Consider the following 15,335-nt stretch of genomic DNA (forward strand, 5'->3'; position numbering starts at 1 on the left):
AGACACCCTGCGTATACGAATTACCTGTGGACCTGCTCCAAATTGAATATCCTTATCGAAAGTCAGCGTCAGCGCATCATCGAGTGCTACATCAACGGCATCCTGCAATGGTAAATAACTCGTTATAGCAGGAGGTGCAGATGCGGTTATAAATGACACTAAGGTAGGAGTGGTCGTTTCAATATCCGTTGCAGTATTCCAATCATAAGTTACAAAATATGCATCATAGTTCGTTGAGGAGTTGAGCCCTGTAAAGTTTTCAAAAAACTCAGTCCCTGATGCCGATCCCCAGAAACTACCACTAACGACAGCTGCAGTTCCAGTTCCATCTTCTCCTCTTTTAACCTGTCTTATAGTAGGGGCCGCAACGCCATCTGATTGTATAATATAGTAAGTATCGTAATCATTTGATGTGGTATTAGTAACAGCTCTACCTCCTGAAGAAGTAACATCCGTAATGTTAGGATAACCACTTGTATAACTCTGCCCATTTGCAAATGCAAATATTGACAGCAAAATGAGTAAGTTCAATAGCGTGTAACAATATCTCATAACCTATTATTTTTCATAGACGAACAATTCGAAAGATACTAAAATCCATCGTATTAACATTAACAACTTCTGTTCAATAACCCTTTCAGCCAGATTCTTTGACAAAAACTTCATTTAGGGTTATTATCGGTTAATTTCATGTGATAAGTTGCAAGCGTGCCAGATAATCATAATGATGACCATCCGCCATCTTCTCAAAACTAAACCCATTTTCTTTAGCTTTTGCTGCCAACAAAGCTGAGTCAATAAACAGCCACTCAAATGGTATCGTTTTATGCTGCCTGAAAGTCATAGTGTACATCACCTCGCCATAATATTGCTCATCAGGCAAATCGCAGTAACTATCCTCGTCCATGTATAAGTAGCGCAGATCTGAACTATCAAGGATAACCTGGCCGCCCGGATTTAACAACTTTTTTATCTGTTCGAAGAAAACCGGCAAATGCTCAATAGCTGCGGCTAATCCTATTCCGTTCATCATCAGCAACAATGTATCATATCCCTGTTCAGATGTCAATGAATAGAAGTCATCATTTATTATGTTTTTCACCCCTCTTTGCTTAGCTGCCAGACAACATCCATGCGAAACATCAAGCATGGTGACATTCAATCCTTTCTTTTGCAACTCCAGGGCATGCGAACCAACGCCACCACCAATATCCAGCACACTTCCCCGACAATGAAGGATAGCTTGTTGCTCCAAAACAGGCATTTCATTGAATTGCCTGAACAGGTAATCCACGGGAATAACGTCGTCTTCTACGATATTCGATTGCACTTTAATCTTGAGATTTCTTTTCCCTGCCAGATAGGCAAGTGCTGCCTCACCAAGCGGGTCATTATAGTTCGAATCTGTTGTACTGCTTTCCATAAGGCACAAAAGTAATAATTCAATACAGCCCTTACAAGCCCAAAAAAGGCGGACTTAAAACCATCCACCTTTTCTTGTATATTATAATGAATCGCTAAAACGATAAATTCTTTAATCCAGCAATGGTCTGCTCAGGATTCGCAGATTTAAAAACATAACTTCCTGCCACTAACACATCAGCTCCTTTCTCCACCAATTGTGCTGCATTGGTATTATCAACACCACCATCAACCTGAATAAGCGCCCGACTATTTTTACGTAGAACGAGCTCTTTAAGCTGCTCGACCTTGTTGTATGTGTTTTCAATATACTTTTGTCCTCCAAATCCGGGATTTACTGACATAAGGAGCACCAAATCCAGCTCACTCACAATGTCTTCAAGAACACTAACGGGAGTATGAGGGTTCAGAGTTACACCTGCTTTCATGTCATTGGCATGAATGGTTTGAACCGTTCTGTGTAAATGCGTACTTGCCTCGTAGTGCACATTAAACAGGTCAGCTCCTGCCTTTTTAAACGTCTCAATATACCTTTCGGGTTGCACAATCATCAAGTGCACATCAAAAGGCTTTTCAGCCAAAGGCTTAATAGCTTCTAAAATTGGAATACCAAAGGAGATATTAGGCACAAAAACACCATCCATTATATCCAGGTGAAACCAGTCAGCTTCACTTCTGTTGAGCATTTCAACATCTTTCTTAAGATTACTAAAATCTGCAGCTAATAAGGATGGAGCAATTAAATGTTTCATTGTAAACAGTTCTCTAATCAATAAAAAATGTGTTGCAAAAATACAACACATTCCTTTATACTGATATGATAATTAACACTTTTATCTATTGCCCCAGGAAAGAGCGTAGTATTTTACTTCTGTAGGTATTCTTAAGTCGCTTAATGGCTTTCTCTTTTATTTGACGCACCCGCTCTCTGGTCAGGTTAAATAATTTACCAATTTCCTCCAGAGAATAGGGTGGCTCACCACTTAATCCATAATACAGTTTAATAATATCTGACTCTCGTGTTGAAAGTGTAGCCAAAGATCGTTCAATCTCCTGCCTGAGGGAGTCATCGAGCAAATGAGTATCCGGACTTAAGGAGTCGTTGGATAAAAGCACATCATACAAGGTGTTATCCTCATCCTTTTTCAAAGGCGCATCCATGGATACATGTCGCGACGACACCTTTAATGCTTCCTTCACCTCTTTGGGTGCAATTTCCAATACCTTAGCAATTTCGTCAGCAGTTGGCTCACGCTGAAAATCCTGCTCTAACCGAGAGAAAGCATTACTAACCTTATTGATGGAACCTATTTTATTGAGAGGCAGGCGCACTATCCGAGCCTGTTCTGCCAAAGCTTGTAGTATTGATTGGCGTATCCACCACACAGCATAACTGATAAACTTAAATCCTCGCGTTTCATCAAAACGTTGGGCTGCTTTTATAAGCCCAAGGTTACCTTCATTGATTAAATCGGGTAAACTCAGTCCCTGATTCTGATATTGCTTGGAGACAGATACCACAAAACGAAGGTTAGCATTAATAAGTCGCTCAAGGGCCTTGTTATCACCTTGCCTTATTTTTTTTGCCAAAACAACTTCTTCATCTGCGTTAAGTAGCTTCACCTTCCCTATTTCATGAAGGTATTTGTCTAAAGAAGGCGTTTCCCGATTGGTAACCTGTTTGGTAATTTTGAGTTGTCTCATATCGAATCAGTTATATTTAAGTATACCTATTTTAGAACAACGCAGATTTCGGTTTAATTGTTTTTGTTACTTTAAAAATGCATTTTTTTTTGTGACTGACAAAGTGATTGACAATTAAATTAATACAACATTCTCATTAATTTGATGATTTTTTTTTGCACGTCAACAAACTTTCCCTAGATTTGCATCAATAAGTTGACGCCTGTCAGGTGGTCAATCCTAATTTAACTTTCAAGTAAAATTCAATTACAAAATCTAATTCAGAAGATTTTCCTAAATAAGTTACATTACTTATGTATGATATACTAGAACTTAATAAGAAGCTTTTGACCGAATTGCGTCAAATAGCGAAAGAACTTAACGTAAAACGCGTTGAGTCATTTAAAAAGCAGGACTTGGTATATAAAATCCTTGATGAACAAGCTATTCAGGTATCAAGTGATAAAAAACCTAAAAAGGATAAACCTGCAGATAAGAAAGCACGCACCAAACGCCCGCGCACTCAACGTAACGATGGCCCAATTGCCTCATCGGTGCAATCAAAAGTGGCAGAAGCAGCCAATGCTATAGCCGAAAAGGAAGAGAAACCTGCGAAAGAAGCTAAACCAGCAGAAAAAGAACAGCCTAAAGAGACCAAAAAGGAGCAGCAAGCTAAAGAGGTAAAAAGAGAAGCTAAACCAAAAGCTGCTGCACCAAAAGTGGAAGAAGAAAAAGTTGTAAAAGCAGAAACGGCAGCTCCTGCAGAAGAAAAAGAAGAAGCACCACGTGAGTTTAAGCGTCGTGATGATAAGGATAATCGCCAGCGCGATAACCGTCAGCAGGATGACAGCAACAAACGTCGCTTTCAAAATGATAAAGGGCGCGACAACCGCCGTCAGCAAGAGCGCAAAGATGACAAGCAATATGAGTTTGAAGGTATTATTTCAGCTTCAGGTGTATTAGAGATTATGCCGGATGGATATGGTTTTCTGCGCTCGTCGGATTACAACTACCTAAACTCGCCAGATGACATTTACGTGTCGCAATCGCAAATCAAATTATTCGGTTTGAAAACCGGTGATAGTGTTTTAGGAACCATTCGCCCACCTAAAGAGGGAGAGAAATACTTCCCACTTATCAAGGTTGAGCAAATCAATGGTCGTCAGCCTGCATTTGTGCGCGATCGTGTGCCATTTGATCATTTGACACCTATCTTCCCTGATGAGAAATTCGATTTAACAACAGGACCGAAAGCCAACCTTTCTTCACGTGTTGTTGACATGTTCTCACCTATTGGTAAAGGACAGCGCGGACTAATTGTTGCGCAGCCTAAAACAGGTAAAACGGTACTATTGAAGGACGTGGCCAATGCCATTGCAGCCAATCACCCTGAAGTGTATATGATTATCCTGCTGATTGACGAGCGTCCTGAAGAGGTAACTGACATGGCACGTAGCGTTAATGCCGAGGTAGTATCATCTACTTTTGACGAACCGGCCGAACGCCATGTAAAGGTTGCTAACATTGTATTGGAGAAAGCTAAGCGCATGGTTGAGTGTGGCCACGATGTGGTTGTTTTACTTGATTCTATTACGCGTCTGGCACGCGCCTACAATACTGTATCACCTGCCTCAGGTAAAGTATTATCTGGTGGTGTTGATGCCAATGCATTACACCGTCCTAAACGATTCTTTGGTGCCGCGCGTAACATCGAAAATGGTGGTTCATTAACTATCATTGCTACTGCACTTACCGAAACAGGTTCTAAGATGGATGAAGTGATATTCGAAGAATTTAAGGGAACGGGTAACATGGAATTACAACTAGACCGTCGCCTGTCGAACAAGCGTATATTCCCTGCTGTGGATGTCAATCTGTCAAGCACGCGTCGTGAAGATCTGTTGATCGAGCCAGACATGATGAACCGCATCTGGATTCTGCGTAACTACCTGTCGGATATGACAGCAGTTGAAGCTATGGAGTTCCTGCACGACAGGATGAAAAAAACAAAATCAAATGAAGAGTTCCTGATATCAATGAATGATAATTAGACCTTCTATTTTCTATAATAGCATTAAGCGGGATTTCGATTGAAATCCCGCTTTCTTTTTGCACAATCCTAACTGCATTTTTATAAAAGCTTCCTTTCTTCCCTTGCTTTGCTTAATTTTGTATTGACTTGATATAAACACATATCCCCAATGAAAAAAGTAGTTTTGTTTTTGGCCGAAGGCTTTGAGGAAGTTGAAGCACTAACCCCGGTAGACGTTCTCCGAAGAGCCAACATAGAGGTAACAACCGTATCAATCTGCCAAAGCAAGCAGGTTGAAGGAGCACATGCCATCACCGTAAGTGCAGATTTTTTATTTGATGAAATCAGCTATTCGAACTTTGACGCGCTGCTGCTACCTGGAGGTATGCCTGGTACTTCTAATCTGATGACTCATGATGGCCTAAAAAAGGTAATCTTAGATTTTAACGCTCATAAAAAACTGATTGGTGCCATTTGTGCAGCCCCAATGATTCTTGGTGAACTGGGGTTATTAGCCGGTAAAAAAGCGGTTTGCTATCCAGGATTTGAGAAACATCTGAAAGAAGCCATTTACACTAAACAACCAGTCGTTAAAGACGGGAGATACATTACTGCCAGCGGGATAGGCAGTGCTATGAAATTCTCTTTAGTTCTTGTAGAAGAATTGATTGATAAAGATACAGCGAACAGATTGGGACAAAAAATGTTAGTTCAATAAAAAAGAATAGGACATAAAGCCGTTGCTCATGTCCTATTCAATAACCTAACCCAAATCTATGAAAAAAAATCTGACAAGAATATTCCAATTAGCGTGCCAAACAATTACCCAAAATAGTTATCAATAGTTAAATTGGCTATTGATTTGTTAAGCTGAATCTAATGCTCTATTCGATTTATTAAAGCAACTCAAAATGCGCCCACAAGCCTACTTTATAATCTTACTGTTATTATTCAGCATTCAGGTAGCCGGTGTTACTAAAAAGTTCAGGAGCTACCACCTTGATGATGGATTATCAAGCAGCACCGTATCCTGCTTTTATAAGAGTGATAATCATTTAGTTTGGATAGGCACGGCAAAAGGCGTTGATTTATTTACCGGTCATGAGTTTATTCCTTTAAGCCACTTCTTCACCGACTCTGCGGGTGCTACCAATACGAGTATCACTGCTATAACTGAATTTAAAGATAATACCCTGTGGGCCGGCACATGGGGTGATGGACTTTTTAGTGTTAATATTGAGAATGGAGAATACACACATTACCGGGGTGCTGAAGAATTATCCAACACAACCATTAGTGATAATTACATCAATTGCCTGGAAGTATTTGACGACTATTTATGGGTAGGGACCAATTTCGGACTCTGCCAAACCAGCGGCAATGGTCATTTCTTCCATTACACATTTACAGAAGTTCTATCAAGAAACTCGGCCGACATAAGAGCTGTCATCCAGAAATATGAACATTTGCTATTGGCATTTACTGATAATGGTGAAATTATTGAGCTTAACACGCAAAGCGGTGCGTACAAGAAGGTGGCAGAAATAAATGTACCTCTCAAAAACATAACAAAAGTAACCAAAGACCATTTAGGGCGCTATTGGATTGGGACAGCCTATTTGGGATTATTCATACTTGACGAGCACTTTCAGCCCATACCAATACCTAATCAACTGAAAAAAGCATTAACCAGCGCCAGCATTTCTGATATTATTTACAACCACGAATTTGGCATATTTATTAGTTCTGATGGTGGTGGCCTCATTATTATCAATCCAGATAACCTGGATACACAAGTAATAAAAGCATCAAAAAATAATGATGCTCTATTCAGTAATCAAACAGAGAGTTTATACCTGGATGAAGATGGGATTTTGTGGATTGGTTACTACAAAGATGGATTTAGTAAAACCTATTTAAAAGACGATGGCATCCGTCATATATCGCCCAATGATAAAGACCAACTAATCCCCAATAAAAACGTTAACTGTTTTGCCAAAGACTTCAATCAATACATTTGGGTTGGAACTGAAAACGGACTGGCAATTCTTGATGCAAATCTTACCAGCATCACACAATCTCAGGTATACCGAAAAGCACTTCGCTTGCTTAAAGACTACCCGATTACCTCTTTATCAACCAACACTGAATTATCAATAGTATATGCGGGCACCTATAATAATGGACTGTACAGCATCGATCTAAAAAAGAATAAGATCATTAATTACAACAAGACCAACAGTGCACTTGAAAGCAATTTTGTTCGCGATCTAAAAACGTACAATGATACTATTAACTATGTTGCCACGGTTGATGGAGGTGTTTATAAGTTTGATGGCACTAACTTTGAGAAAATCAAGGTCGTTTACCAGGATAAATATGAGCTACTTGACTTTCTGCACATAGAAATAATTGATAGTCAAAACATTTGGCTATCAAGTACTGGAAAAGGTGTCATCCGCATTAATACATCATCTGGTACTGGACAGATGTTCAACGCTGTTATATCTACCATATGCTATAGTAGCTGTCTGACCAACGACTCTACTATCTTTTTAGCCACCAATAAAGGTGTATTTGAATATTCTAATGATATTCAGGATTTTATTCCAATCAGCGATGACCTAAGTAACATGGATGTTTACGGCATAATTGAAGACGATGAACATGCGTTGTGGTTAAGCAGCTCAACAGGGCTTTACCGTTATTACAGACAGAGTAAGACGCTTGAAAAAGTCACTAGCATAAATATTCAGGATAGAGAATTTTTACCTGGCTCCTTTTTCAAACTCTCCAACGACAATTTTTTATTTGGAGGAACCAACGGTTTTAATGCTGTTTCGCCACAACAATACAAGTCAAACATCGCCAATACATCACTATTCATTAGTGAATTTAAAGTTTATAACAGGTCTGTTAAACCAGGCGATACCTACAATGGCGAGGAACCACTGCAACAGCAAGTTAATTATATCTCAAAGCTTACCATTCCATCTCACATTGATCTTTTCAGTGTTACTGCAACAACAATTGATTACAAATCTGCAGATAATAAGAAAGTAGCCTATACCCTTAAAAACGGTAAAAAAGACAGTAAACTGTTTTATACTGATGGTGAAATTGCTTTTCTGAATATGAAACCCGGCAGATATAAGTTAAGCATTTACCCTATAAGCGGCGTCAATAATCAGCTTATTGAAAGTTCTGCAAAACATCTGCTAATACAGAAGATGTCGCCCTGGTGGCACTCTGTCTGGATCTATATCGCACTTTTTGTAATAATCACCGGCATCATTTTAGCACTACACCTGATGCGTGTAAGAGAATACAAAAAAACCCAAAGGCTTCTGCAGGAGAAAGTGACCGAAAGAACAGCCACGCTCTTAAGTCAAAAAGAACGGCTTGAACGACAAAAGACAGAACTGCAGGAAATATTGGCTAAAAACAAAAAGTTGGAATCATTCAAGGAAAATATTATCAATATGATTGTACACGACCTTAAAAATCCATTAAACGGAATAATAGGTCTGTCATCGCTGAATGAAGCGGAGTACTTTGAGCCTATTAATAGTGCCAGCCGACAGATGCTTTGCCTGGTAGAGAATATACTGGATGTACGCAGATACGAAACACACTCGCTTCAACTGTTTTACCAACAATGCGATATACGACAGCTGGCTAACGAAGCCATTGACGAAGTTCGATTCTTACTGAAAGACAATCAAATAGAGATAATCAACCTGACTAACTCAATTATAGTACAGGTAGATAAAGACATACTAAGACGTGTGTACATTAACCTGCTGACCAATGCCATCAAATACAGCCAGGTAAATGGTAAAATCATACTCAGGGGCCAATTGAAACCTGATGCATCAGAAAAAACACTACTTTTGTCGGTGCAGGATGAAGGTCCAGGTATATCAAAAAAGTTTCAGGAAAGTATATTTGACCTTTATCAGCAGATTGACACCAAGAAATCGGGCCAGGCCAACTCTAATGGATTAGGATTAAGCTTTTGCAAGATGGCTATTAATGAGCACAATGGTAAAATATGGGTTGAATCTGATGTTGGACAAGGAGCCCTTTTCAACATGGAAATACCGCAGCAAAAAGCCAAATCCTAAGTGAAGTAGTTTATTAACCTTAATTTTAGAAATGAAGAAGTGTTTTATTTTACTGGCTGTTTGCCTGCTAGGGATGACAGCTTTTGGACAAGTAAAAAATCAGCATGCTCTTGGGGCTAGGCTGGGTGGTGGTAATACCTTCGGTTCGCAGGTAACGTATCAATATGGTCTGTCGAACTACAACCGCATTGAAGCAGACCTTGGATTCCACTCCAATAACGATGGTAATGGTTTTATTCTGGCTGGTGCCTACCAGTGGGTATGGGCCATAGAAAATGGCTTTAACTGGTACGCTGGCCCTGCTGCGTCATTGGGTTCGTGGAGTTATAACAGTAAATACGACGGAAGTGGTGACTCAGGTGCCTACCTTGGATTGGGAGGACAAATTGGTATTGAATACAATTTTGTTGAAGTGCCTCTAAATATGAGTATTGACTCGATGCCACTTTTCGGGTTTGGATCAACTAATCAACATTTCAGCATGGGACTATCATTGAGTCTTCGGTACACGTTTTAAAGTGTCCAAGTAAAAAAATAGATGAAGGCTCTTGCTAATGCAGGAGCCTTTTTACATTTAAGGAAGCGGTCTCAATACTAAAAAAATAATGTATTTTTGATTGACACAACAAAAATCATGACCTCTAATCCTAACGATATTCAATTATTCAATGCACTAGTTAATGGAGACATATCTGCATTTGACAAACTCTTCAACTTATATTATCCAATACTTTGCAGATTTGCACTAACCATTACACGCGAAGAATCCGATGCCGAAGAGTCGGTACAAGATGTATTTGTTAGACTATGGGAAAAGAAAAAGCATAGTACAACAGTCAGCAATGTAAAATCATACCTTTTTAAAGCAACTTATAACCAGTGCATACTGCAGCTTAAAAACAGGCGTACCCGAGTGTTACATGAAAGTGAATACGCCATTAATATGCCTTCCGACATACCGATTGAAGAAGCAGAGAATTGGGAGGCCTTTCGGCCTGTAATTCAATCTGCGGTCAACCAATTACCTGAAAAATGCCGCCAAATATTTCTGATGCGCCGATATGAAGGACTCACTAATAGTGAAATTGCAGATTACCTGAGCATTTCAGTAAAAACAGTTGAAAATCAACTCACAATAGCCATAAACAGATTGCGCATACAGCTTAAACCACACATAAAACAGCTTATTATTTTATTTTTTATTGATAATCTTTAGGGGTTTTACTACTGGCGCTTCTCTTATAAGAAAAACAGAATGCAGAAGCAGCCTCCAATTGATAGTATTATTGCCGAACTTGACGCCTCCATTTCTAAAGACGAGAAAAGCACACTTGAACAATGGCAAGCCCAAGCACCCGAAAACAAATCATTTGTCAAAGCATTTAAATTCATTTGGCAAAATACAGGCAGCAGGCACAACCTTTTTACAGTCAGAACAGATGAGGCTCTGATAGCTGTGCACAAGAGAATTACTCGTCGCAGGCTTATCAGACAGGTTAGTTCTGTGGCAGCGTTAATCATTTGCATCCTCTTGAGCGGCATTGCTTATAAACTATTAAGCAGTCAAACACAAACTATTCAATTAACTGCTCAACAGCAGCAATCAATCACCTTACCTGATAGCACAACCGTTATATTGGCTAAAGGAAGTACGGTAGTGTATCCGCCGGAATTCAGTTCAACCAAAAGAACAATTAAACTTATTGGAAAAGCCTGGTTTAATGTCCATCACAATACTTCACAGCCATTTACTGTTGAAACACAGCATGGAGCAACCACTGTTTTAGGCACTAAATTTACACTCTGTGATGAACCGACACACGCACTTCAACTGTTCCTTGACGAAGGCAAGGTGGTATTTAAAGCAAAGCAATGGTTTAGTCAGCCATTACATTTAGCCCCTGGTGAAATGATAAGTATGGTAAACGACGAATACACCATCAGTCTGCAACCAAACCTGAATGCCTCAAGCTGGGCCACCAAAACTTTAATTTTCAAAAATACGCCACTCAATGAAGTAACCAAAGAACTTGAGGCCTATTACAATATTCACATATCATTGAAACAAAAACAAATAGCCAAACTACGCTTCAGTGGACAGATAAATGAAACAGAGCCACTAACTGCACTTGAGATTATTGCCCTTACACTAAACCTAAAACTCATTAAAGAATCAACCTCCTTTTCCCTTTCATTATGAAAATAAAGCAATTAACAATCTGCGTTTTGATATGCGCTTTTGCGTTCACATCAAATGCACAAAAAACAACCCATTTCTATCTGGATAGTATAGCACGACTGAATAACCTCCAACTCACCTACAGCGAAGATTTGGTCAACCTGCAAAAAACAATCTATCCAACAAGTGATTCAATGGCCTTTGATGACTACATTGAAATGCTGGCTTTAAAATACCACCTCAACATACAGCAAAAAGGTCAATGCCTGATAGTTACCAACCCAAGAGCACAAACCATTAAAATAAGTGGAACACTTATTGACCTGTTTTCAGGCGAACCACAACCTTTCGCCCATATTTCGCAACAAGACTGGGGAACCGGCTCGATTACCAATTCTGAGGGTGAATTTGAGTTAAACATCCCATCGCTCTTAGCAGGCTTCAAACTCGATTTCTCAAGCCTGGGCTATGCCGATACAAGCATCTTTATTCCCAAAACAGATTCCCTTAATTTAATTATACCCATACGTCCGAAACCCTATAATTTAAATGAGGTCTTAGTGCTACCTAACGGTAACACTGCCGAAGACCTGGTGCGTATCGCTTCTAAACGTATCAAACGGAATTTTCATCGCAAAAAAGCTCAAATGGATGCCTTCTATCGACGAACCGGATTCCGTGACTCAACCTTTGTGCAACTTATTGAAGCCGCCTTGCTTGTTGAAGACAAAGGCATTGACATGCCAACATCTACTACCAAAATAAAAGTTATAGAAGTCAGAAAAAGTCAGAACTACTTAGTACCCATGTCTGCCAAGTACAAATGGGCCTATGAGAAGATGGAGAAAATGATACATGGTGGTCATCGCAATATGTTTTACATGGCATATAATAATCCTGTGAGAGCCTATAAAAATGAATGGTGGTATCAACCACTGACAGACTATGAAACTTTCCGATATGAATTTGAAGGAGCGATGTGGCTGGATACCATCAAGGTTTACAAGGTCCAATTTGAATATGATGCCTTATATCCCAATGGCAAAAGGGCTTCAGAAAATAAGCAATCGTTTCATGGAGGCTATATTTATATTGATGCCAACGATTACGGCATTCATAAGATGGAATACCTCTTTAGATTAATTCCTAAGCATAATAATGCCAAATATGGGATAAAAAACGGCATTATTGATCAATCCGTAATAAGCTATCAAAAAATAGAGGGCAAGTATTATCTCAAATACATTAGCGATATTGCCCCAACCAACGCCAAGAATTTTATTTTCGAAAACCCGGATGCTGACGATAAGGACAAAGTCATCAAACACCGCCAATGGGCTGAAACCCTGCTAGTGATTACCAATGTTGTGACAGAACGCCAGGAGCGTCAACGTATCTCTAACAAAAGCATGTTGGATCACCATGAAAACTCTTATGAAACCAATTACCCGTACAACCCGGATTTTTGGGAGAACTACAGCATGATAAAACAAAAGCCATTACCCGGTAAAGCCATTGAAGACCTGGAATGGGAAAAATCTCTGGAATTGCAATTCATTGAAAACAGTACCAGCTATGTTAAAGATTGACCAACTTAGCCACACAATCAGCAAACAGCCAATTATACGTGACCTATCGTTAACCACCAAACCATCGGGATTGTATGTATTTGCCGGTGCCAATGGTTGTGGAAAATCAACCTTGTTTAATATTATCTGCGGCTTATACCCTATTCAGCAAGGAAGCATTTTTATCAATAACACTAACAATATTGAGGTATATCGCTCACTAATTGGCTGTTCAATAGAACCGTTTACCAACGCCCCACAAATTTGTGTCAGGCAAATATTGGACATTGCCCGGCGAATTAAAGAAACCACAGAAGAAGATGTCTATTATTGGCTTAAATTCTGGGACCTTCACGAAGCCATCGATAAGCCTTTTGGTGCACTATCTGTTGGTATGATTAAGCGCTTATCATTAATTACCTCCCTATTGGGTAATCCATCCGTTTATATATGGGATGAACCTTTTAATGGCCTCGACCCACTGGGCATTCAAAAATTGAAACAGCTCATCACAACACTGTTATCACAGAATAAACTCATTCTTCTGTCGACACACATATTAGCGGAACTCTCCAATACTGTTGAACAAGTAATTATTATGGAAATGGGTGAAATTAAAAAGATACTCACACCTCCAAATAAGGAGATAAATAGTACTTCGAGCATCATATCGTGGCTCGAAAAACCAACGCCTAATCACATACCTGAATAACATGAGAAACTACTTCACCTTTGAATTACATCTACTTACAACCTGGAGAACAGCTATCAATTTTATCATTTTATTCATTTTATTCCTCTTTTTGTCACTATTGCAATTATGGAGCGGAAGTAATGATCACCTATCGGATAGCACCCTGGCTCAGCACATTGGTAAACGGGCCATGACCTCCACCTTAACGGGCCTGTTTTTTACCCTGTTTATCATACAAATGGTTAGCCACTTAACTAATTCAGGTTATTACAGGAGTCTGCTGAGTTTTGGTCTGTCACGTCCAAAGCTCTTTTTGCATTGCCAGTTTCAAATTACTTTTTACCTGCTACTTATTCTTTTTATCAACTACATTGCAGCTTCAATAGCTGGCATATTCTTCGATATCCGACCATGGCAATTGGTCCTTCACCTAAATTTCAATAGCTTCACAGCACATTGTCTGTTCCTGTTTGCTCTTGGAAATATTGGCCTGTTGATTGGCTTCTTCAGACCTGGTAACATCATGGTCCTGCCTTTTCTCTTTTATTGGTTAATCGAATCGTGGCTGGTAGGTTATGCCAACAAGGGAATGGACACTACACTTTTCAGTTACACCCCCTTAGCCGGATTAAAACTAATAATTGGCGATACTATCCTAAGTACTACAAGCCTAATTATCATTTCCTTCTATGTTTGCAGTACGCTCCTTATTCTTCACCAATCCATACTAAAAAAATCATTCTGATACTCACCTCATCATGAACAGACTACTGCCCTTGTCCATTTCCGCCATTTTCAGCATCCTGCTAATCACAAGCAATGTCATTGCCCGATGGCAGCAATCAGCCATCTTCCGTCAATATGAAACAATTGATGAACCACTTCGATGCATCCTGGAACAAGATGAATTCCTGGCTGATGAATCCAACAATCGCATCTATGTAATTAACCTGTGGGCCACCTGGTGCCCACCCTGCATGAAAGAAATTCCCCACCTCAACCAACTGGTTGATAAGTACGAGGAGGATGGAGTCCTGTTTTTAGCCATCAATGGTGAAAAAGAAAAAGATGTAGTGGAGTGGATGGATTACCAGAAGAATGATTTTATCTACTTTCACCTGCACAACCAAAAGCAGCTAATGAACTACCTTTTTGAGCTGAATCCAAATGAAACGCACAAAACCGGACAAAAGCCTCAACACCTGCCAACAAATATTATCATTAGCAATGGTGAGCTTACTTTTTTTAACGCAGGCTATAGCGATGAAGCACTTGTTGAGCTGGAGCATGCTTTGAAGAAATGTTTGATGACACATCCGTAAGCTTTCATTTTCATGTTATATATCAGTTTTCGTATTTTTTTCGGTACCTGATGCGCCGAAATAATTTGAATTTATTACATTGCGATTCTCAAAGACAAAGATGCAATGAATCAACTGACAGCATATAAAACTGTTACCACAAAGCGCCTGGCACTTAAGGGGCACTTTACATTGCATTTTACTATCTCATCCATCGCATTAATTAGCCTGTACGGCCGTTTCGGCATGGGCCTGTTTGAATGCTGGATTTTTTGATATCCCTGATTTAAGTACTTCTGATGATTTGATGGTATACGCCATCTCCCAAT

General features: G+C 39.5%; 14 protein-coding genes and 1 pseudogene. 11 read left to right on the forward strand and 4 right to left on the reverse strand.

The window, feature by feature from the left end; all coding sequences use genetic code 11:
• The 4 genes and pseudogenes from KDU71_RS15330 to KDU71_RS15345 form a co-directional block, all read right to left on the reverse strand.
• A pseudogene (locus KDU71_RS15330) lies at positions 1-552 on the reverse strand (hypothetical protein); the annotation flags it as partial.
• A gap of 136 nt (positions 553-688) precedes the next feature.
• The gene (locus tag KDU71_RS15335; RefSeq protein ID WP_212191973.1) at positions 689-1,423 is read right to left on the reverse strand and encodes a class I SAM-dependent methyltransferase; all 735 of its coding nucleotides are present in this window, start codon (positions 1,421-1,423) and stop codon (positions 689-691) included.
• A gap of 94 nt (positions 1,424-1,517) precedes the next feature.
• The gene (gene rpe, locus KDU71_RS15340; protein WP_212191974.1) at positions 1,518-2,174 is read right to left on the reverse strand and encodes a ribulose-phosphate 3-epimerase; all 657 of its coding nucleotides are present in this window, start codon (positions 2,172-2,174) and stop codon (positions 1,518-1,520) included.
• 85 nt (positions 2,175-2,259) lie between these two features.
• A complete protein-coding gene (locus KDU71_RS15345; protein ID WP_212191975.1) occupies positions 2,260-3,126 on the reverse strand; it encodes a sigma-70 family RNA polymerase sigma factor in 867 nt (288 codons plus the stop codon).
• A gap of 293 nt (positions 3,127-3,419) precedes the next feature.
• Between KDU71_RS15345 and rho the strand changes: the two genes are divergently transcribed.
• From rho to KDU71_RS15400, 11 genes are all read left to right on the forward strand, one after another.
• Positions 3,420-5,156: a transcription termination factor Rho gene (rho, locus tag KDU71_RS15350; RefSeq protein ID WP_212191976.1), complete on the forward strand. Its 1,737-nt coding sequence runs from the start codon at positions 3,420-3,422 to the stop codon at positions 5,154-5,156.
• A 150-nt stretch (positions 5,157-5,306) separates the two neighbouring features.
• Positions 5,307-5,855 (forward strand): DJ-1 family glyoxalase III, encoded by a 549-nt coding sequence (locus tag KDU71_RS15355; RefSeq protein ID WP_212191977.1) that lies wholly within the window; start codon positions 5,307-5,309, stop codon positions 5,853-5,855.
• Between the two features lie 193 nt (positions 5,856-6,048).
• Positions 6,049-9,264 carry a sensor histidine kinase gene (locus KDU71_RS15360; protein WP_212191978.1) on the forward strand — a complete coding sequence of 1,072 codons (3,216 nt, stop codon included), beginning with the start codon at positions 6,049-6,051 and terminating at the stop codon, positions 9,262-9,264.
• Between the two features lie 31 nt (positions 9,265-9,295).
• On the forward strand, positions 9,296-9,781 hold the full coding sequence (locus KDU71_RS15365; protein ID WP_212191979.1) for a hypothetical protein: 486 nt from the start codon (positions 9,296-9,298) through the stop codon (positions 9,779-9,781).
• Positions 9,782-9,877: 96 nt separating this feature from the next.
• Entirely contained in the window at positions 9,878-10,480 is a 603-nt protein-coding gene (locus tag KDU71_RS15370) for an RNA polymerase sigma factor (RefSeq protein WP_212191980.1), read from the forward strand.
• A 39-nt stretch (positions 10,481-10,519) separates the two neighbouring features.
• Positions 10,520-11,464: a FecR family protein gene (locus KDU71_RS15375; protein ID WP_212191981.1), complete on the forward strand. Its 945-nt coding sequence runs from the start codon at positions 10,520-10,522 to the stop codon at positions 11,462-11,464.
• Entirely contained in the window at positions 11,461-13,032 is a 1,572-nt protein-coding gene (locus KDU71_RS15380) for a carboxypeptidase-like regulatory domain-containing protein (protein WP_212191982.1), read from the forward strand. The genes KDU71_RS15375 and KDU71_RS15380 overlap by 4 nt, the downstream gene beginning before the upstream one ends.
• Positions 13,019-13,723 (forward strand): ATP-binding cassette domain-containing protein, encoded by a 705-nt coding sequence (locus tag KDU71_RS15385; RefSeq protein WP_212191983.1) that lies wholly within the window; start codon positions 13,019-13,021, stop codon positions 13,721-13,723. Before KDU71_RS15380 ends, KDU71_RS15385 begins: the two co-directional genes overlap by 14 nt.
• A gap of 1 nt (position 13,724) precedes the next feature.
• Entirely contained in the window at positions 13,725-14,450 is a 726-nt protein-coding gene (locus KDU71_RS15390; protein WP_212191984.1) for a hypothetical protein, read from the forward strand.
• Between the two features lie 13 nt (positions 14,451-14,463).
• Positions 14,464-15,027 (forward strand): TlpA family protein disulfide reductase, encoded by a 564-nt coding sequence (locus tag KDU71_RS15395; RefSeq protein ID WP_212191985.1) that lies wholly within the window; start codon positions 14,464-14,466, stop codon positions 15,025-15,027.
• A 105-nt stretch (positions 15,028-15,132) separates the two neighbouring features.
• Complete coding sequence (locus KDU71_RS15400; RefSeq protein ID WP_212191986.1) at positions 15,133-15,282, forward strand: hypothetical protein; 150 nt, start codon at positions 15,133-15,135, stop codon at positions 15,280-15,282.
• Positions 15,283-15,335: the final 53 nt, after the last annotated feature.

Source organism: Carboxylicivirga sediminis, assembly GCF_018156225.1.
Taxonomy (GTDB): Bacteria; Bacteroidota; Bacteroidia; order Bacteroidales; family Marinilabiliaceae; genus Carboxylicivirga; species Carboxylicivirga sediminis.